The sequence below is a fragment of the Pelagihabitans pacificus genome (assembly GCF_009371985.2).
Taxonomy (GTDB): Bacteria; Bacteroidota; Bacteroidia; order Flavobacteriales; family Flavobacteriaceae; genus Pelagihabitans; species Pelagihabitans pacificus.
Window position 1 is genome coordinate 911,879 of record NZ_VIKU02000001.1, and the last position, 19,184, is coordinate 931,062.

Below are 19,184 nucleotides of genomic sequence, written 5' to 3' on the forward strand. Positions count from 1 at the left end.
AAACATGAGAAAAATAATTTTATCTGTTTTAGGTCTCTTATTAATCGTAGGGGCCTTTTTCGGTGCAAAAGCGATCATCGCGAGCAAAAAGAACTTTCGCCCAAAAGCGGAAAAGGTCGTAAAAACCGTTTTTACGGAGGTTGTGAAAAATGGTACAGTTCCCATTGTCGTTCCCGCCAACGGAAATCTCCGTGCCAAAAGACGCGTTGAATTGTATTCGGAGGTACAAGGCGTTTTTAAAGGAGGAAGCAAACTGTTTAAGACGGGTACGGCTTTTAGGAAAGGGGAAACCATCATCCGAATCGACGCTGCGGAATATGCGGCCAGTGTACAATCGGCAAAAAGCAATCTTTACAATCAGCTCACCTCCATAATGCCAGACCTCAGATTAGACTATCCCGATATCTTCCCTAAATGGGAGGCCTATCTCAACGGATTCGATCTGGCCGAAAGCACTCCCGAACTTCCGGAAATGGTATCCGAAAAAGAAAAATTCTTTATCTCGGGTCGAGGAATACTCACAAGCTATTACAACGTTAAAAACTTGGAGCAACGACTCTCCAAATACCGGATTGCCGCACCCTTTAACGGTGTACTCACCGAAGCTTTGGTCACAGAGGGCACTTTGGTTCGTGCCGGTCAAAAGTTGGGGGAGTTCATCAACACCGATGTCTACGAGTTGGAAGTAGCTGTTAGCAAAACCTACAGCGACATGTTAAAGGTCGGGGAGGCCGTGGAGCTCACTAGTTTAGACAGTGAAAAAACCTATACGGGCAAAGTGGTACGGATCAATGCCAATATCGACCAAGCCACCCAAACCATACAGGCCTTTATCGAGGTGAAAGACAATTCCTTAAAAGAAGGGATGTATCTAGAGGCGAATTTAGATGCCAAGGAAGAGCCCAATGCCATTGAAATAGATCGAAATCTTTTATTGGAAAGTAATCAGATATTCGTGGTTCGCGATTCCATTTTAGACCTGATCGACGTAAGACCCGTGTACTTCAGTGATAAGAAAGTAGTCATCAAGGAAGTTCCGGATGGCACTACGATTATGGCCAAACCCTTGATAGGGGCCTATACCGGAATGGCGGTCAAGATTTACGAAGAAAAAACCACCGATACCCAGGGATCATGAGAAAGTTAATCTCCTATTTTATCAAATACCACGTAGCCGTCGATGTTATCGTGATTGCATTTCTAATCTTTGGAGTCGTAGGGGCCCTCTCGTTGAAATCCTCCTTTTTTCCATTGACCGAATCCAAGAATGTCTTTATCACCGTCACGTATCCGGGAGCGTCTCCCCAAGAAGTCGAGGAAGGAATCGTACTTAAAATAGAGGACAACCTAAAGGGATTGGAAGGAGTGGACCGCGTTACTTCGACCTCAAGGGAAAACAGCGGTAGCATCAATGTGGAAATCGAAAAAGGGCGGGACATTGATTTTATGCTGCTCGAAGTCAAAAACGCCGTTGATCGCGTACCTACCTTCCCAGGTGGGATGGAGCCTTTGATCGTTTCCAAGCTTGAAGCGGTACGACCGACCATCAGTTTTGCCGTGAGCGGCGAAAACATTCCCCTGGCAACACTCAAACAGATCGCACGACAGATCGAAAACGATATTCGTGCCATCGATGGTATTTCCCAAATAGAAATTAGCGGGTATCCGCAAGAGGAAATCGAGATAGCCGTGAACGAAAATAGTTTGTTGGCCTATAATATTTCCTTCACCGAGGTGGCACAAGCGGTCGGAAACGCCAATATTTTGGTAACTGGTGGAAATATAAAGACCGATGCCGAGGAATATCTGATTCGGGCGAACAACCGTTCGTATTACGGCGATGAGCTTTCCAACATTATTATCAAGGCCGACCCTTCGGGCCGGTCCGTACGGTTAAGTGATGTTGCCGTTATTAGAGATCGCTTTTCCGAGAATCCGAATGCCACGTATTTTAATGGTAACCTGTCGGTTGATGCCACGATTACCAGTACAAATACCGAAGATTTGATCGGTTCCGCGGAAAAGGTGAAGGAGTACATTACGGCGTTCAACGAGAAGTACGATAATGTACAACTCGATGTGGTCAGGGACCTTTCCACTACGCTCACCCAGCGTACCAAATTGCTTACGGAGAACGCCATTATGGGTATGGCATTGGTATTGATATTTCTTTCGCTTTTCCTGAATACCCGATTGGCTTTTTGGGTTGCCTTCGGTCTGCCCATCGCCTTTTTAGGAATGTTCGTTTTCGCTGGTTTCTTTAACGTGACCATCAACGTGCTTTCGCTGTTCGGGATGATCATCGTCATCGGTATTTTAGTGGATGACGGTATCGTCATCGCGGAAAATATTTATCAGCATTATGAAAAAGGGAAATCACCGATTCAGGCTGCCATCGATGGCACGATGGAGGTAATACCACCAATCGTATCGGCGATCATCACCACCATATTGGCCTTCTCGATATTCCTGTTTCTAGATGGCCGGATCGGCGATTTTTTCGGGGAGGTATCGGTCATCGTAATTTTGACCTTGGTCGTTTCCTTGGTGGAGGCACTGATCATCTTACCCGCCCACTTGGCGCACTCCAAGGCCCTTCAGCCTGTAGATAAGAAACCCAAAACAGGCGTTGCCAAGGCATTTGCCAAGTTGCGAATCATCAATAAGTCGGGAGATCGCTTTATGTCCTATATGCGGGACAAAACCTATGCCCCTGTTCTAAAGTTTACGCTACAGAACAAGCTGTTGACCTTTGCAATATTTGCAGCAGCCTTGATTCTTACCTTGGGTTCAATAGGCGGAGGTATCATCCGTACTGCCTTCTTCCCGCGGATTGCGAGCGACAGGGTACAGGTAGAATTGTTGATGCCCAATGGCACGAATGAAAAGGTGACCGATTCGATCATTAGTTTGATCGAGGAAAAGTCCGAAATTGTCAACGAAGAACTTACCGAACAATATTTGAAGGGAACCGATAAGGTACTTTTTGAAAATGTGATTAAAAGAATTGGCCCGGGATCGTCAGCGGCCACTTTAACGATTAACTTACTACCAGGGGAAGAGCGCCCCGATGCGATTCGGGCAGACCTCATTACGACCAGGCTCGAAGAATTGGTTGGTCCCGTCGTCGGCGTGGAAAGTCTTATCTACGGTTCTGGAGGCAACTTTGGGGGAAGTCCGGTTTCCGTATCGCTCCTTGGAAACAATATCCAGGAATTAAAGGCGGCCAAAAAAGAACTGAAGGATGCCATGTTGAACAATTCCGCCTTAAAGGACATCGCGGATAACGATCCCGCGGGAATCAAGGAAATACGATTGGAGCTCAAGGAAAACGCCTATCTGCTAGGTTTGGATTTGAGAACCGTTATGAACCAAGTACGTGCCGGTTTTTTTGGAGCCCAGGCCCAGCGCTTTCAACGAGGTCAGGATGAAATTCGGGTTTGGGTGCGTTATGACCGGGAGAACCGTTCTTCCATTGCCGATCTTGACGATATGCGTATTGTCACCCCTAGTGGTAGCAGGGTGCCCCTAAAGGAAATCGCCACCTATAGTATCGAAAGGGGTGATGTCGCCATCAATCGATTGGAGGGGCAACGGGAAATTCAGATTTCGGCCGATCTCAAAGACCCTAAAGCGACCAGTCCCGTGGATATAATGAATGAAATCAAAACGGTCATCATGCCCGAGATTCAATCAAAATATCCTACGGTAACCGCATCCTACGAGGGGCAGAATCGAGAGCGTAACAAGTTGTTCGACTCGCTTAATTTCGTGGGGCTTTCTGTACTGGCGTTGATATATATTACCATTGCCTTTACTTTTAGAAGTTTTAGCCAACCCTTGATGCTGTTGCTTCTGGTTCCGTTTAGTCTTACCGGTGTCGCATGGGGCCATTGGATCCATGATTTCCCCATTAACATTCTGTCGATGTTGGGAATCATAGCCCTCATTGGAATCATGGTCAACGATGGTCTTGTCCTGATAGGTAGGTTCAATAGCAACCTTCGTCTGGGCATGACGTTCGATGATGCCATATACGAGGCAGGAAAGTCCCGTTTTCGGGCTATTTTTCTCACCTCTTTAACGACTATCGCAGGTTTGGCCCCTTTGATGTTGGAGACCAGTAGGCAGGCGCAATTCTTGATTCCCATGGCCATCTCCATCGCCTATGGTATCGGTTTTGCCACCATTCTCACGTTGTTGATGCTTCCCTTATTCCTATCGTTTAGCAATAGGGTAAAAGTTAGTGCCAAATGGTTGAAAACCGGGAACGAGATCACGAAGGAAGAGGTAGAGCGGGCCATTAAGGAACAAAAGGAAGAAGCGCACTTGGGCGCGTTAGACCATGTGCATGTTAATGGAGAGTCTAAAGATATTCCAGAACACGAGTTAGTCAAAGCCAGCGAACTATTTAAAGAAAGTACCACTGAGACGCCAGTAGAGAACCCCTGACCACATGAAAAAAACACCTTTACCGTGCCTACTCTTTTTCGTAGGGCTAACATCACTTTTCGCACAAGAGAAATTACTATCCAAACAAGAGGCTTTTAACTTGGCCTTGGAGAATAATTTCGGGATCAAGGTCGCGCAGGGCCAGGTGGCCATTGCCGAAAACAACCAAAGCGTTTTGAATAGCGGGTTTTTACCCATTCTTACCGGCAACGCTGGTGCTACCTACAATCGGGACGATTCCACCATTGAGTTCCCGGGCCAGTTTCAGACCGACGGGGAGGGAAATCCCATCATCGATCCGGACACAGGGAATCAGTTACCGAGGGAGGACTTGATTTTAGACCAGGCAGAAAGCCAACGTTACAATGCCGGTTTGACCCTTAATTATACCCTCTTTGACGGACTGGGCCGTTTCTATAACTACAAACGATTAAAGGAACAATTTCAGTTAAGTCAATTGCAAGCAAGGGAGACTATCGAAAATACGATGCTTCAATTGTTCAGCATCTATTTTGAAGTGGCGCGATTGTCTGAAAATGAGCGGGTCTTGGAAGAAGCCTTGCGTATTTCCTCCCAACGCACGCAGCGTGCGGAATATGCATTTGAATATGGCCAGAATACAAAGTTGGACATCTTGAACGCCCAAGTTGACGTCACCAACGACAGTATAAATTTGTTGAATACGAGACAACAGTTGGCAAACGTTAAAAGGGATCTCAATGTTATTTTAAGCCAAAATCTGAATGAGACCTTTCAAGTGGATACGTTGGTGAACTTTATCCCTAAATTACAATTGGAAGAATTTGTCTCCCAATCCGATCTCAACAATGTGGCGTTGCTCCAAACAGAAAAGAATCTGTCGATCAATGCATATGATATCAAGGTGAACAAATCGGGTTATCTCCCTACCATTGGGTTAAGTGGCTCCTACGGCTGGAATCTCAACCAAACCGCTGATGGCGCTTTCTTTCCCGGTGTGAATAATACAAGTTATACTACGAATTTAGGAGCTACCCTTACATGGAACCTTTTCGACGGGGGAGGAACCGCCGTGCGGGTAAAGAACGCCAAAATTGCCTACGAGAACCAAGAGCTTCTAAAACAACAGGTGCTGTTGGAAGTGGACCGGGACATCCAAAATGCCTTGGCGATTTACGAAAACCGCTTGAACATCTACAAAATCCAAGAACAGAACGTCATCACCAATCAAAATAATTTTGAGCGTTCGCGGGAGCAGTTTCAATTGGGGCGTATTACTTCCATCGAATTCCGGCAGGCCCAGATCAATCTATTGAATGCCCAGACCAATAAAAACCTTGCCAAATACGATGCGAAACTCGCCGAACTGCAATTGCTGCAGTTAACAGGGCAATTACTGAATGTGGAATTTTAAAAAGAAAAATGGAACAAAGACTGTATTCATTGTCTTTGTTCTATTCTCTAACCTCTTTACGCTTAACCCATGTACGAACATTTCTTTCAATGCCCGTATTGCTGGGAAGATATTTCGATGTTGCTAGACCCTTCCGTCTCCCGGCAGACCTATGTGGAAGACTGTGAGGTCTGTTGCAATCCCATCGAAGTGACCCCTGTGTTCGAAGAAAACGATTTGGTAGGTTTTGAGGCCCGGGACATCGAGCAATAACCCAAATAATACTGCGTGGCATTGGAATTTTGGAAAGGTCTACTTCCTCTTTGAAACAAGGATTATTATAGAAAGTCCGCCGCTTCATGAAGTTGTCCGATACCATCCCTGCCAAAATATTCCCCCTTCTTTCGGTAAACTTTATCGGGTTCCCCGGTGATGGCATCGTTATCCCCATCCTTATTTTCATGGTGGTCGATATAGGCGGCAATGGTCTTATCTATGGAATCTTCGGTGCCAAGGGGCCATTCAAGGTTATCGGAACAGCATGGGCAGTTTTGCCAGCAAGCTGGCATTCATTGTAGGCGGACTATTGTTTGAACGTATAACGACCACGGCCTTCTTGATTGGGGGGGATGGTTTTTTTGATCGTACTGCTCTCGATAGGAATCTATTATTTACAGCAGAAAAAGAAGCCTGTAAGTATTAAAGAAGTCCAGGTCGGCTCATCGTACTGAAATTTATTCGTGATCCTGTAAAGTCCCAACCGATGATTTTGAAACTTATAGGTTTGTCAGGGACTGAGTTCCGAGCGCTATTCGAACATCGGCCCATAAGGTGTCTTTCCAAATGACCATTTCAATGCCCTTAGGTCACTACAACCCAAGCTACATGTATACCCAAACGGGTTTTTAGTTTCCATGCTGTAAAGCAAGTATGGCTTTAGTTGCCAAAAATGCAACACTTTTCATTAGTCTGGACCATACCGATGCATTAGAAAAGCGATGGCTTTATCATAAAAAAAGGCCGAATTTCTTCGACCTATTCTTTCAGCGAACCACTTTACATTCAATTTTCATTCATCCAATGTTAGCCCAACGATTTTTGATATCATAATGTCTTCACCCTCATCGTCAGTTTCCATTTCCGACTCAAAAGTAATTATGAAAGTTTTGCCCTGGTATTGCACATCCATAAGATTAAATGATTTCCGAACTTCCTCAGCTATTTCATCAAATTCAAGAGAAAAGCCGTCGGCGTCCAAAAAGTAATAGGTTCCATCCTCTACTGTCTCGAAGGTGGCCTTCACAGTTTCTTTTTCCTGCGCTTTTGCTGTGGTAGTCATAATCATAAGTGCAAGGATGGTCAAAAGTTTTGTTTTCATTGTTTATCGAAAAAGTTAATGTTAAATACAACATTGATACACAAAAGCTATAAAAGGTCACCTTTGTTTCATTAGTTTGATCCAAAATTCGACCCAACTCTTAAACCATCCAATGAAAAATCCATTCATCGCGTTGTTTTTGGCTCTCCTGACTGGCCCAACTATTTTTGGTCGAACCAACAAAACAAACAATGATTCCCATAAAAAACATCACGGCCTTCAAAAATAACCGGCTTCCATACTCTGACATTCGCTGGTGTTACACCTACGGAAGCACTTGTATGCCTCAAGTCCAATACCTTTGTCCTCATCGTAGAACCCAGATTTGAGATAGGCCATAACCTTTTGGATTTTTTTTGGTATACCACCCTATCGATCAATCGTATCGAGAGCTCGTTGTTACACATGCCAATTATTGGTCGCATCTCCTTTTTAAATGCCCGAAACTTTTTAATTCCGCCCTTTTCGATTGCGTTGATAGCTACCATTAAACTGGCAGTTTTGGGTAGGCCTATAACGTGCATCATAAGACTCCCATTGGCTCGGGTAATAGGAACGTTCTGCGGAATCTTTGAGATAAACGATGCCACCACCATTCTTTTTGGGGTAATCCATCGATTCCAACCGGCAAGCGAAGTCAGCCAGATTTTAGCGTTGCGCGTCAGGCCGTATCCGACGTTTTTCGTGATGGCAGAATTTTGTTATCTGCAATTTGATCCGGCAAGTCTACCCAAGCCCTTGTCAAAGTACCCAAAGGCTATCGGATAGAAGACAGAATAGTCTTGAATTCATAGGCTTACCATTCACTTATGTAGGCTACAATGCAGGAACTCCACTGAATTCAAATTCCTGCGAAATTTTAAAATTTTGTCGTCCCTATGAAGATATGTTCGCAAATGTGGTGACAAACTAGCCCCAGATGTGTATCTATTAAGAACAAAAGTCATTAAGGTCATGAAAAAAGTAAAAATCGATGTTGGATGTAGCAGTCTGGAAAGTTTACAAACATTGGCGACCAACCTTCCCGACCTATTTACCAAATGCGAGGTTATTGAATTTACCTTGAACAACGGACAAAAACAGGAAAGGATAAAACTAGTTGTAGGAGATACCGTGTATTTGATTAAACGATCGGCGTTGACTTCGCTCAGTGGAATCCCGAAAGACAGGGAATATGATTCCCCCTATTTGGTTGAAGCACCGGATGCAGGGCTCTAAGATTGGAGTTCCAATCCGTTCAAAAGATATTTCTTTGAACACATCACACGTTAAAAGAGATTCTGTCAAATCATAGGAGTTGAGTGAGGGCTAGAAAAATAATCTAGCCCCAATTTTTTTATCCTATCCAGTTGAACAATATGTACAATAACAAAAAGGTCATGGTTATGAGTACAATCAGAAAGGATGCTGCATGCTTTTCAAAGTAATTTCGGATGCGAACCAATGCCCTGGTCGAATTGGTAATCAACGCTTCCTCAAAGCCAATTTGCTTTTTACGATTTACCTTGGTGATACCAACCTGCCTCTGACTAGACCTTACTTGTTTCAAAAATTGTTTGTACTCTTTTTTATGAAGCGCATGACTGTCTTTCATTTTTTCCTATTTAATAGCTTGTTAAACCTTGTCGGTATATAACTTTAGGACCGCTCGGAACGAATCCGTAAATTTCAAATCATCGAACCAATACCCCGAGGATATAATTTTGAATTCTTTTGTTAGTCCTGTCTGGCTCTGCGATAAATGCCAAATAATATCTTTGGCCTCAGTGAAATTACCCTCGATTAGTTGTTTTTCGAATAGCCGATTGATCAGCCCGTTCTCGGGCATACCCTGTGCCAGCAACCGAATCAGGTCGGTTTCTATGTTGTCATTGCCAAAAGCCTTTATTTCTGTGGCTTTTGAAGTAATTCGAACTTTAAACGATACGGCTTCGGGTTTTGGAAACGTTCCCCCATACGCCTCGTATAGCAGCTGCCCACAGTTAAAAAACTGTTCATGCTTTGATATATCGGCATATTCTACCCATAGTTTTTCATCTATTATGTCATCTGCAAGGGCTTTCACCTGACCTATTCTCAGGGCATCGCCAAAAACGTAACTCAAGACCAGCTCTGCACTTTCCTCGGGTCGGTTATCGGACAAGGCCAAAAGGCACATTTCCTCTAGCTCATCCACGGCCACGGAAGCGGTATCGGAATAGTCCATACGGTTTAAAAGATCAACGTATTTCTGCGGTGTCCAAAACCCTTCTATTTTTCGTATTGTTTTGAAATCCCATACATCGACTTTACAATCTAGTTTCATTTGATATTCTATTTTGCGGTATATACTTGATACACTTAAAATAAAAAAGGTCACCAAGGCAGTGAATGGGATACTTGGTAGGCGGTTACAGATGCGTTCTAATCGACTGCATGACGCAAGCCAAAGAAATACCTAAACCAAGTCTGATATTCGCTTTGGCCGAATCTTACGGAAAAAGGATATCTGACTGGCGGGGTGGCAGGGTTTCTTTGCCTGTATTTTCCCGTTGCCAATATCCTTCCGCGTATACCCTATGGATTTAAAACTCCGAGTCCGGGCGAGGTGTTCGGGTATAATATGCCCTTTTCAAGCCTAAAAAGATTTCGGAAAGGGTCGCCTTGTAAGTCAAAGTGTCCATCCAAATCGGCATACTTTACGTTTGGCCGTGACAGCGAAAAGTGCAGCCCGGCCGAAATTCCCAAGCGGCACTCGTCCAAACAACCGACCATTGATTCGATATTTCCTGCCTTTGCCACCGCGTTCATTTGAATGGCGCGCTGGATCCCGCCAACCTTCATCAATTTAATATTGATCATATCAACCCGCTCGTTCTTGGCAAGTCTAAAAATATCTTTTAAAGTTTTAAGGCTTTCATCCGCCATAATGGGGATATCTATTTGTTCACGTATTTTTCCCATCCTGTAGTCTTTGCCGATTCTCGTGGGTTGTTCGAAAATCTCGATATTCAAGTCATGGGTATCCCTGTAAAATACCAAAGCATCCTGAATGGAATACCCTTGATTACCATCGAACCTTAAATGTATGGAAGGGTACTTTTCACGCAGCAAGACCATTTTTTCAATATCCTCGGAAAGGGATTTCCCTCCCTTGACCTTTAGAATGAAAAATCCCTGTTCTACATAATCTTTCGCCCGTTTCATGGTTTCGTCAATCGACATAATACCAATGGTAATACTGGTTGGAATACTGGTTCGATAACCTCCCAGAAATTGATAAAGCGGAACGTCCATTTTTTTGCTGAGTAGGTCCATCAGGGCCATATCCACCATTGCCAAGGTCGAAGATTGCTGATTGAGAAGGCCGGCAACCTCCTCTATAAGCCGGGAAAACATATAGGGATTACTTCCCTTTAAAAATGGAATCACCGTGGCTTTAATCGCTTCTTCGACTTGATCCGGCGTTTCAAGGGTCACTACTTTGTCAGGAGCTGCACAGCCATAACCCACCAGCCCCGTATCGGTTTCAATCCTGAGAACAAAGTTGACCACTTCAGCTACGGTCTCATAGGCTATGGTATAGGGCTCCACTAGTGGTAAATTCAGGCGCTCATATGAAACCATTCTTATTTTCATCAATAACGGTTCTGATAGAGGTCATCTAGAGGAGTATTGATAATAGACTCCACAAGATGAACCATATGGTGAATCATCAGTTCCCACATTTCATGTCCTTTTTCTGCCGTTGCCTTGGTCGCATCGCCCATAATACCGCTTTCAGAAAGTTTGCTGGTTCTCACATACCAATTCACGCTCCGTTCGTCGTCATAATCTAGAAACTTGCTACCGAAACGAATGGTCTCGTTGACCGCCTTGTCCATTTGTACCATATCGGGTCTTATCGCCAAGGTAGTACTCGTCTCTATTTCCCCGGCATGTATGTCGTTTGGAGTATCTATCAGTTTGTAAAGATCAATATCACTGGTATCTCCCGTGTCTACACAAACAAAAATTTTACCATCCCTATTGATCATTTGTGCCGCATAATTTAAAGTAGGCGCATTATCACCATGGCCGTTGAGGATAATGATTTTCTTTATGCCGTTTTTTACCAAGCTCATCCCAAGATCATATACAAATTTTGACAAGGCCTCATTAGTAACGCTTAAAGTGCCCTTAAAATCATCATGATGGTATGATACACCGAAGGGAATAGGAGGCAATACCAGCGGTTTTGGGTCGGAACAGGCCTCGGCTACCTTATAGGCCATGTACTTGGCATCAAAGTAATCAATATCGACAGGTAGGTGGGGACCGTGTTGTTCAATAGCGCCACAGGGCAAAATTACAGTATCTACTATTTTCAGATAGGACTCCAGTTCCGGCCAAGTCATTTCTTCCCAAAGGAAGGTTTTTTTAGTTGTTTTCATACGTTTTTATCTAAGAAATGGGGCATCCCCCAATTGTCGTTTTTTATTGTAAATGCTTGCCATTTTCGGTCTTGAAATTGTACAGCCCCTTCACTGTATTTTGCCAGGATCGCGAACAGCGGTCTTCGAATATAAGTTGGCAAATCGGCAAGCGTACTACGTTCCTTGTCAAAACGTAGCATCATAATTTCCTTGTGTTCTTTCGCCAGTTTCTTGGTATGGTCATTCGTTTCGATTATGGCTTTACTTAACAATAAATGATATAGTTGTGCGGCATCGCTCCCTAGCTGTTTCACACTTCGTTGCGCCAACGTTTTTAAGGCCTTTTGAATCTGGGAATCCGTATAGCCGCAACGCTTGGGGTCCTCATCCAAAGCGGACAACATTCCAACGATCCGGCGGCATTTTTCGCAGTTCCCGCAAGGGCGCATTTTACCGTTCTCCTCATGGGCTGCATGACAGGAAACCTGTAAGGTTTGAAGGTCTGGATAGCGTTTTACCAATATTTTTAGGATCAATAGCTCGGATAGGCTACGCAGCAGGGAATACTGGTACACATCCCACCCTTTTCTCCGATAGTATCGGGTCATGGCATTGTCAAAGTATTTGCTTTGATCATATAAACCATGGTAATGGGTGATACCCTGGTAGTTGCCTTTTATCGTGGTGTCGTATTCGTTGCCGATCAACACGTTTCCCAAACCTCTTTTGCGCACTACGGGCAGTACCCCAAAAAGAAAAACGGCCACCGTCCATAATCGAATGGGGTAGCTATCGGAGCGGATATTTTGAAAGTTCTCTTTGATAAAGGGCATTTGCTTCACCATCCAATTAAAGATCCGATCACTATTGCACCAAGGTTTCACGGTATTGGGCTCATAAGCCCTAAAATATTGATGTGCATTGACAGCGGTAAACCAATGGCGACCACTTTCATTGATAAAAACAGGATGGGGTTCGCCAATTTCCTTGATAAGTCCGTAGGTTAACAAGCTATCCTTTCCCCCGCTACTTAAAATGGCGTAGGCGTTCCTATCGATTGCGGATTCGGATATAATCAATTCCAGGGAGGCGAATTGCGTGTTGACAAACACTATGTTTGCCGCGGTGTACCGTTCCAATTTTTCCCGTTGAATGGTATCGAAAGGAGCTTTCAAGAATTCATTTTTACTAAAAAATTTATGTACTAAAATTTCCCTGGAGGTATTTTCGGTCATGTCCCGAATGAAACGGCTATCTGTTTCGTCGAACCATCCGTCGAACAAAATGGTTTCAAAGAACAATCCATAGTTGAGGGCGACCTGTGCGACCATCATCGATGCCAGATTGACGTCAGAAGCGTTTTTCGGATCGAAGTACCGATCATTGTAGCTATAAATGAGTTCGGAGCATACTTCACTATTATCCTTTTTTACGATGGTATAGGTAGCCTTTACACGCTTGGGCTCGACGACCAGCTGATGTACTTTTAAGGTCTTAAATACTACAAGGGACCGTATGGTTGTCATTTTAGTTTGGTCTTTATCAATTTGACCAGTTCATCCGCACCATGTGCCAACACATCAAAAGCGGGCAGGCCGGTTTGTTTTGTAATGGCCTCACAGGCGGGAAGAATTTCTTCCGGGGCCATATCCTCATGGTTGATGGTAACGGCCAGGACTTTCTTGCCCGATATCAGTTCCAAGGCCCTGATCTGCAGTTTTAGCGGATGTATTTTGTACCCTGGGAAACCGTCATATTCCTTTCGTTTCGGTGCATGTTGCAATAGGATATAATCGGGCCTACCGGCGGCCAAAATTTCAAATCCGCCCGGATATGCGGGGTTCATAAGACTTCCTTGTCCTTCGATCACGATGACATCCGGGTCCTCGTTTTCATAGGCACTGACCACGGCATGTTCGATTTCGCCGGATACAAAATCGTTGATACAGCTGTCCATGATCATACTGTATTTGGCCCCTTGCATCCATGCAGTCTGTCCAGTCCCGATCATTTCGGCATTCAAACGGTTTTTTCTAAGGGCGTGCACGAGGATCCAGGCAGTGGTCCGTTTTCCCAAAGCTGAATCCGTTCCCAGCACCGCTAGTTTCAGGCAATCTACTTTTTCTATTTTTCCCGAGAAAAAATGTAGGTCGCTTCGATCAGGGGTTTTGCGAATATCCCTTAGTCGACAACCATGGGAGTTGGCCAGTTGTACCAATTCTTTGTCGCTGGTCAGAAAATCGTGCAATCCGCTATCTACATTCCAGCCTAGGGCCAAGGCCTTCTTAATTGCCTCTTTGGCAGATGATGGCAATCGTCCCCCGTCGGGAGCAAGACCAATAACCAAGCACTTGGGCAGGGATCCCTTATCGCGAAGTTCCCGCACCGCCGAGGGAATGTCCTTAAAAATAAGAATCCCATTTTTTTTATTGTCAAGTATCTTTCCGGCATCTTGTCCGGTATAGGTACTGTCAATAACGCCCACTATTTCGTACCGTTCGGTAAAACGGACTAGGCCATGTGCGGTTTTACCATTGGGGGTATTAAAGGCTCCTTCGCAATAAACGAGGGCTCTTCCATCGATTTTTTTCTTCATGTTTAGTTTTTTGCCGTGAGGATCGCCACAAAGCGATCTGGTTCAAAATTATACTGTCGGTCCAGTTCCAAAAGTCCGATGAGACCGGCGGTGGCGGCGGGCAATATGCGTAGCCCTTCTTTTTTTAGGACAAAAGAAGCCATTTCCTTCATTTTTTTATCGCTGATATGAAAGGCTTCTCCCTTTGACTCACGAAGCGCGTAAAGCGCCTCGTCGCCGTCAAAGCTGTGCCAATTGATCAAGGGTTCATTGTATATGGTCTCCTTGATAGTAGCCGGGTCTAGGTCCTCACAGAGTTCCAAACCATTTTTAAACGAAATAATTATAGGATTTTTACGCGTTGAGGAAGCGGCGATCATTTTCGGAATTCTCGATGTTTTACCTCGTTTATGCAAAGTAACAAAGCCGCGATAAATCCCGGCCAACAAGGTTCCGTTCGATACAGGGGTCGCACAGTATTTGGGTGCATCGCCCAAATCCTCCACGATTTCAGAAGCAATTTGGGAATAGGCGGTTATCTGCAACGGGGTGTTCGCCCCTCCAGGATTGGCATCGTACCAATCGTATTGTATGGCATAATCGCTGCTTGACCGTACCACATGTTCATAGCTGCCGTCAAGGCGTATGATTTCGGCATTGAGCCCTTCTATTTCCTTGATTCGTTCGGTACGGTAACTTTCAGGGATGAACACCTTACAATGGAGACCGGCCAGATTTGCGGCCAATGCAACCGCAACCCCGTAGTTGCCGCAGGTTGCGAGGGAAATGGTATCGTAATCCCTCCGTAATGCATCATATACCTGGGCGAACGCAATGCGGTCTTTTTGGGTACCCGTGGGGTTGTCGCCTTCGTATTTGATATAAAGTTGTCTGATGTCAAATTCGCGCTCCAAGGTTTTGGCGCGGGTTAGTCCCGTATCGCCGACCTCAATATTGATAATGTCCTCAAAACTCTCTAAACGGTCTATGGACGATTTACTTTTATCCTTCACAAAATCACTGAGTTTCATCGTTTCCGATGACATTTTGATTTCGACCGACTTTACACCATCCCTAAGGTTCATGTACTTAGCATAAAATTTAAAATCAATAAAAAAACTATTCCCATTGATACCCCGAAAACACAAGAAGGTCACATAACGCCTTCATCTGCCCAAAAAACAATCCTATTTCGCTATTCGTCCTCTGCTACTTCTTCCCGATTGCTAGAGGGTGAGGTATCTTCCAAATCAGTTTCTTCGTTCAAATCCGACACATCAAGTTCGGGAAGAGTACTTAAGATATCTTCCTTGATTTCTTTTGGAAGCTCCTTATCGGTCTCGATTCTTTTAAAAATGTTCTTTTTCATCGGCTACTTTCATAAATTTTGACCACTTTTTTTTTCGCCCTATTAATGCGCATTTTAACGGCACTTTCGTTAAGACACAATAGTTCCTGGATTTCCTTTATGGGTACGTCATCCTGATAGCGTAGTAGTAACAAGGCCTTATCTTCCGGAGGGAGTTTCAACAAAGCCTCTGAAAACTTCTCTTCGTCCAAGCCATTCAACTCCTCCAGTTCAATAACGTCCCCACTATCTCCATAGTCTTTTATGGAAGATTCCTTGAATGTGTTTTGCCATCTCTTTTTATCCCGGGTCACATAATTCGTGCAATGATTATATACGATAACATACAGCCATGTGGAGAAGGACGCCTTGACCTTGTTGTAATGCTGCAACTTTGTAAATACTTTGAGAAAAATATCCTGAACGAGGTCTTTGGCCTCATTCTGATTTTTGGTGAAACCGATACATTTGTTATACACTTTATTGGAGTAGCGATCATACAAAACCCCAAAAAGCCGGCTATCCTTCTTTTCCACGATCTTGTCTATTAACTCATCGTCGGTCCAGTTTTTGGCATCTCGATAATCACCTCCGGGACTATCGCTGACAAGGCTTAAAATAAGAGCTTTTTTTAAATGCATTCTTTCCCGTAGTGTGTTAAATAAAAGTGACGGCCCAGAGATTCGGTGTATAAATAAAAAATAAATTTATCGTGTTACCAATTTTTTAACCCCAGTGCGTGGATTAACGAACCAAAAAACAACCCTGTGGTGATCGATTCAAAATCGCCATTGCGATTCATTTAATTTAACCAAAAAATAAAGCATGTCCATAAAAAATCTGTTCGAATCGGGTGAGCAATTGAGCAAATCTACCCATTTCACCGCAATAGTCCATCTAGCCGCTGTTGACGGACAAATCAACTTAGAAGAAAAAAAGGTCTTGGAAAAGCTCGCCCTTAAATTGGATATTGGCCATGAAGAATACAATGAGATACTAAGCTGGGCCGCCGATGTACAAGAATCTCCGGAATACAAAACCAAAAAAAGATTGGAATACATTCATGATTTGTTTCAAATCATTTATGCAGATCATGATATAAACGAAGTGGAGCAGAAAATTTTGAGAAAGTATGCCATACAGCTTGGTTTTACCGAAAAGGAAGCCGCTAAGATTATTCAAAAATCAATAAAAATTTTTGGGGGTAAAATTGATTTTGAGGACTATGAACTTATTATGAATCAATAGTTGTGACAACACAAGTCAATACGATCAGACCGTAATCGATTCCCATACGTTGGTTTCAAAATCAGGGTCGAAAAAGTTCTCCGGTGAGCACCGGGAAACTACAAAGGGGCTTGTGAATCACTGGCCTTTGCAAATTTATTATCCATAGCCATTACCTTTTTTCAGCTTGAGTGGATGAGCGCTTTTTGATGATGCGATGGGCAATAGTTCCCAGGATTATTCTTAAGCAAGCTGAAATGATACTGGTTGGATTGATGCCAGTAGAAAATGGTGATGTGACAAATGGACCGGGACGTGGGTTCCGGACTTTTAATGTTCGACGATCCTAACGCAAAAAGTAATTTAAGGATAAGACGGAAGAAAACGGAAGAAATATGGGCACCTCCATGACCCGTGCGAAAAATTGGAATAAATCCCTTGTTTAAATATAAATAATCAAAATTCTTGTCTTACATTCAGACAATCAAAAAGAACCTCTTTTATGATTAAATAAAGTATGGAAATAAAGGAAATTGAAAATATAGAGCTTCAGTTTTTGACACTGGATGATTATCAAGACCTCAAAAAGGCAATGATCGCTGCTTATTCGAACATGAACGGAGCCTATTGGAAAGAAGAACATATAAAATCATTGATCGAAAAGTTTCCGGAGGGACAGGTCGTCATTAAGATCAATGGTCAATTGGCCGGGGTTGCCTTATCCATCATAGTAGACTACGAAACCTTTGATGACCAACACACCTACGAGCAAATTACCGGTAAGTACTCTTTTGATACCCATGATAACAACGGCGATGTGCTTTACGGGATCGAAGTGTTTATAAAACCACAGTTTCGAGGGCTTCGATTGGGACGCAGATTGTATGATTATCGCAAGGAACTCTGTGAGAAGTTGAATCTTAAAAGTATTCTTTTTGGAGGGCGTATGCCCAATTACCACAGGTATGCCGACACGTTTACTCCAAAGGAATACATCGAAAAGGTGAAGCGGAAGGAGATCCAAGACCCAGTCCTCAACTTTCAAATCAGTAATGATTTTCACCCTGCCAAGGTTATGAAAGGGTACCTTCCAGGAGATAATGCATCAAATGATTTTGCCATTTTGATGGAGTGGGATAATATCTATTACCACAAGCCTACCAAAAAGGCGGCTACCAAGAAGAAGGTAATCCGGTTGGGATTGATACAATGGCAGATGCGCCCGTACAAGGACCTCGAGGCCCTATTGCAACAGGCCGAATACTTCATTGATGCCGTATCTGGATACCGCTCGGATTTTGCCCTATTTCCCGAATTTTTCGATGCGCCTTTAATGGCCAAGGACAACCATTTGTCTACCCCGGATGCCATTCGTGAATTGGCGAAGCATACGGAGGCCATTGTCCAGAAATTCTCGGAATTTTCCATTTCCTACAATATAAATATCATAACGGGCAGTATGCCAGAGGTGGTCGATGGGCGCCTGTACAATGTTGGTTATTTGTGTCGAAGGGATGGTAGTATGGAACGATACGAAAAACTGCACGTGACCCCGGACGAAGCCAAAGTTTGGGGTATGCAAGGTGGAAATCAACTACAGGCTTTCGATACCGATTGCGGCAAAATAGGTGTACTCATCTGCTACGATAGTGAATTTCCCGAACTGAGCCGGATTTTGGCTGATGAGGGTATGGATATTTTGTTTATTCCATTTTTGACCGATACTCAGAATGGCTATTCCAGGGTGCGAAACTGTGCACAGGCGCGCGCCATAGAAAATGAATGCTATGTGGCTATAGCCGGTAGTGTGGGCAACTTGCCCAACGTCCAAAATATGGACATCCAATTTGCCCAATCCATGGTATTTACTCCCTGTGATTTTTCGTTTCCCACGAATGGCATAAAGGCAGAGGCGACACCCAATACCGAAATGATTTTGATTGCGGATGTGGATATCGACTTACTACGTGAGCTCAATCAATTTGGGGCCGTTCGCAATTTAAAAGATAGAAGAAAAGACCTTTTTGAACTCAGAAAAAAGTAATCTTTGAAAAATACGGCGTTTCATTTGTCCTTACCCCTTAGAAAGCATCTCCCCACATAAAATTTTTGTGTGTATACCTTGGGTGCGAAAATGGCAAGAAATAAGTGTCAATAGCAGGATATCGATTTCTAAGGCAGCCAGGCGACGTTTGCCAAGTCGGGGCGTTTTGATTTCGATTACAAGTCCAATAAGTTTGGGGGAAACGGTGGCGCCATCGTTCTATTTGGGTTAATTGTTTGGCGGGATATCCCAGAAGCCCACTTCGATAGACTAACGTCTTCAGGTCATGGGGTTGCTCGAGAAACAACATTCCTGTAGGGCCATCGCTCCCACCCGTTCATTAACTTCTTAGCAGCTATCAAAAAAAATCTAGGCTATGCCCCATGATATTGCA

General features: G+C 43.9%; 18 protein-coding genes. 7 read left to right on the plus strand and 11 right to left on the minus strand.

Annotated features, from left to right (window positions below):
- Positions 1-4 precede the first annotated feature (4 nt).
- The 4 genes from FK220_RS04025 to FK220_RS04040 all read left to right on the plus strand — a co-directional run bounded on the left by FK220_RS04025 (position 5) and on the right by FK220_RS04040 (position 6,097).
- Positions 5-1,138: an efflux RND transporter periplasmic adaptor subunit gene (locus FK220_RS04025; RefSeq protein WP_152572982.1), complete on the plus strand. Its 1,134-nt coding sequence runs from the start codon at positions 5-7 to the stop codon at positions 1,136-1,138.
- Positions 1,135-4,452, plus strand: coding sequence for an efflux RND transporter permease subunit (locus FK220_RS04030; protein ID WP_152572983.1), 3,318 nt, complete (start codon positions 1,135-1,137; stop codon positions 4,450-4,452). Before FK220_RS04025 ends, FK220_RS04030 begins: the two co-directional genes overlap by 4 nt.
- A 4-nt stretch (positions 4,453-4,456) precedes the next feature.
- A complete protein-coding gene (locus tag FK220_RS04035) occupies positions 4,457-5,845 on the plus strand; it encodes a TolC family protein (RefSeq protein ID WP_152572984.1) in 1,389 nt (462 codons plus the stop codon).
- A gap of 69 nt (positions 5,846-5,914) precedes the next feature.
- Complete coding sequence (locus FK220_RS04040; protein WP_152572985.1) at positions 5,915-6,097, plus strand: CPXCG motif-containing cysteine-rich protein; 183 nt, start codon at positions 5,915-5,917, stop codon at positions 6,095-6,097.
- A gap of 65 nt (positions 6,098-6,162) precedes the next feature.
- On the opposite strand, the gene FK220_RS04045 is transcribed toward FK220_RS04040, so the two are convergent.
- Both FK220_RS04045 and FK220_RS04050 read right to left on the minus strand, forming a co-directional pair.
- Complete coding sequence (locus tag FK220_RS04045) at positions 6,163-6,393, minus strand: hypothetical protein (RefSeq protein ID WP_152572986.1); 231 nt, start codon at positions 6,391-6,393, stop codon at positions 6,163-6,165.
- Between the two features lie 500 nt (positions 6,394-6,893).
- A complete protein-coding gene (locus FK220_RS04050) occupies positions 6,894-7,202 on the minus strand; it encodes a hypothetical protein (RefSeq protein WP_152572987.1) in 309 nt (102 codons plus the stop codon).
- Positions 7,203-8,156: 954 nt separating this feature from the next.
- On the opposite strand from FK220_RS04050, the gene FK220_RS04055 reads away from it, so the two are divergent.
- Complete coding sequence (locus FK220_RS04055) at positions 8,157-8,420, plus strand: hypothetical protein (protein WP_152572989.1); 264 nt, start codon at positions 8,157-8,159, stop codon at positions 8,418-8,420.
- A 118-nt stretch (positions 8,421-8,538) separates the two neighbouring features.
- Here FK220_RS04055 and FK220_RS04060 read toward each other — a convergent pair whose 3' ends face one another.
- The 9 genes from FK220_RS04060 to FK220_RS04100 all read right to left on the minus strand — a co-directional run bounded on the left by FK220_RS04060 (position 8,539) and on the right by FK220_RS04100 (position 16,160).
- Positions 8,539-8,796, minus strand: a complete 258-nt coding sequence (locus tag FK220_RS04060) for a hypothetical protein (RefSeq protein ID WP_152572990.1) — start codon at positions 8,794-8,796, stop codon at positions 8,539-8,541.
- A gap of 21 nt (positions 8,797-8,817) precedes the next feature.
- Positions 8,818-9,507 (minus strand): hypothetical protein, encoded by a 690-nt coding sequence (locus FK220_RS04065; protein WP_152572991.1) that lies wholly within the window; start codon positions 9,505-9,507, stop codon positions 8,818-8,820.
- Between the two features lie 251 nt (positions 9,508-9,758).
- Positions 9,759-10,820, minus strand: coding sequence for a mandelate racemase/muconate lactonizing enzyme family protein (locus tag FK220_RS04070; protein ID WP_152572992.1), 1,062 nt, complete (start codon positions 10,818-10,820; stop codon positions 9,759-9,761).
- Positions 10,820-11,614 carry a creatininase family protein gene (locus FK220_RS04075; protein ID WP_152572993.1) on the minus strand — a complete coding sequence of 265 codons (795 nt, stop codon included), beginning with the start codon at positions 11,612-11,614 and terminating at the stop codon, positions 10,820-10,822. The genes FK220_RS04070 and FK220_RS04075 overlap by 1 nt, the downstream gene beginning before the upstream one ends.
- Positions 11,611-13,122, minus strand: coding sequence for a hypothetical protein (locus FK220_RS04080; RefSeq protein ID WP_152572994.1), 1,512 nt, complete (start codon positions 13,120-13,122; stop codon positions 11,611-11,613). The genes FK220_RS04075 and FK220_RS04080 overlap by 4 nt, the downstream gene beginning before the upstream one ends.
- Entirely contained in the window at positions 13,119-14,192 is a 1,074-nt protein-coding gene (locus FK220_RS04085; RefSeq protein ID WP_152572995.1) for a DUF1611 domain-containing protein, read from the minus strand. The genes FK220_RS04080 and FK220_RS04085 overlap by 4 nt, the downstream gene beginning before the upstream one ends.
- Before the next feature lie 2 nt (positions 14,193-14,194).
- Entirely contained in the window at positions 14,195-15,256 is a 1,062-nt protein-coding gene (locus tag FK220_RS04090) for a pyridoxal-phosphate dependent enzyme (RefSeq protein WP_152572996.1), read from the minus strand.
- Positions 15,257-15,366: 110 nt separating this feature from the next.
- A complete protein-coding gene (locus tag FK220_RS04095; RefSeq protein WP_166204753.1) occupies positions 15,367-15,540 on the minus strand; it encodes a hypothetical protein in 174 nt (57 codons plus the stop codon).
- A complete protein-coding gene (locus FK220_RS04100; protein WP_152572997.1) occupies positions 15,537-16,160 on the minus strand; it encodes an RNA polymerase sigma factor in 624 nt (207 codons plus the stop codon). Before FK220_RS04100 ends, FK220_RS04095 begins: the two co-directional genes overlap by 4 nt.
- A gap of 184 nt (positions 16,161-16,344) precedes the next feature.
- On the opposite strand from FK220_RS04100, the gene FK220_RS04105 reads away from it, so the two are divergent.
- Positions 16,345-16,767: a TerB family tellurite resistance protein gene (locus FK220_RS04105; protein ID WP_152572998.1), complete on the plus strand. Its 423-nt coding sequence runs from the start codon at positions 16,345-16,347 to the stop codon at positions 16,765-16,767.
- A 496-nt stretch (positions 16,768-17,263) separates the two neighbouring features.
- The gene (locus FK220_RS04110; RefSeq protein WP_152572999.1) at positions 17,264-18,790 is read left to right on the plus strand and encodes a bifunctional GNAT family N-acetyltransferase/carbon-nitrogen hydrolase family protein; all 1,527 of its coding nucleotides are present in this window, start codon (positions 17,264-17,266) and stop codon (positions 18,788-18,790) included.
- Positions 18,791-19,184: the final 394 nt, after the last annotated feature.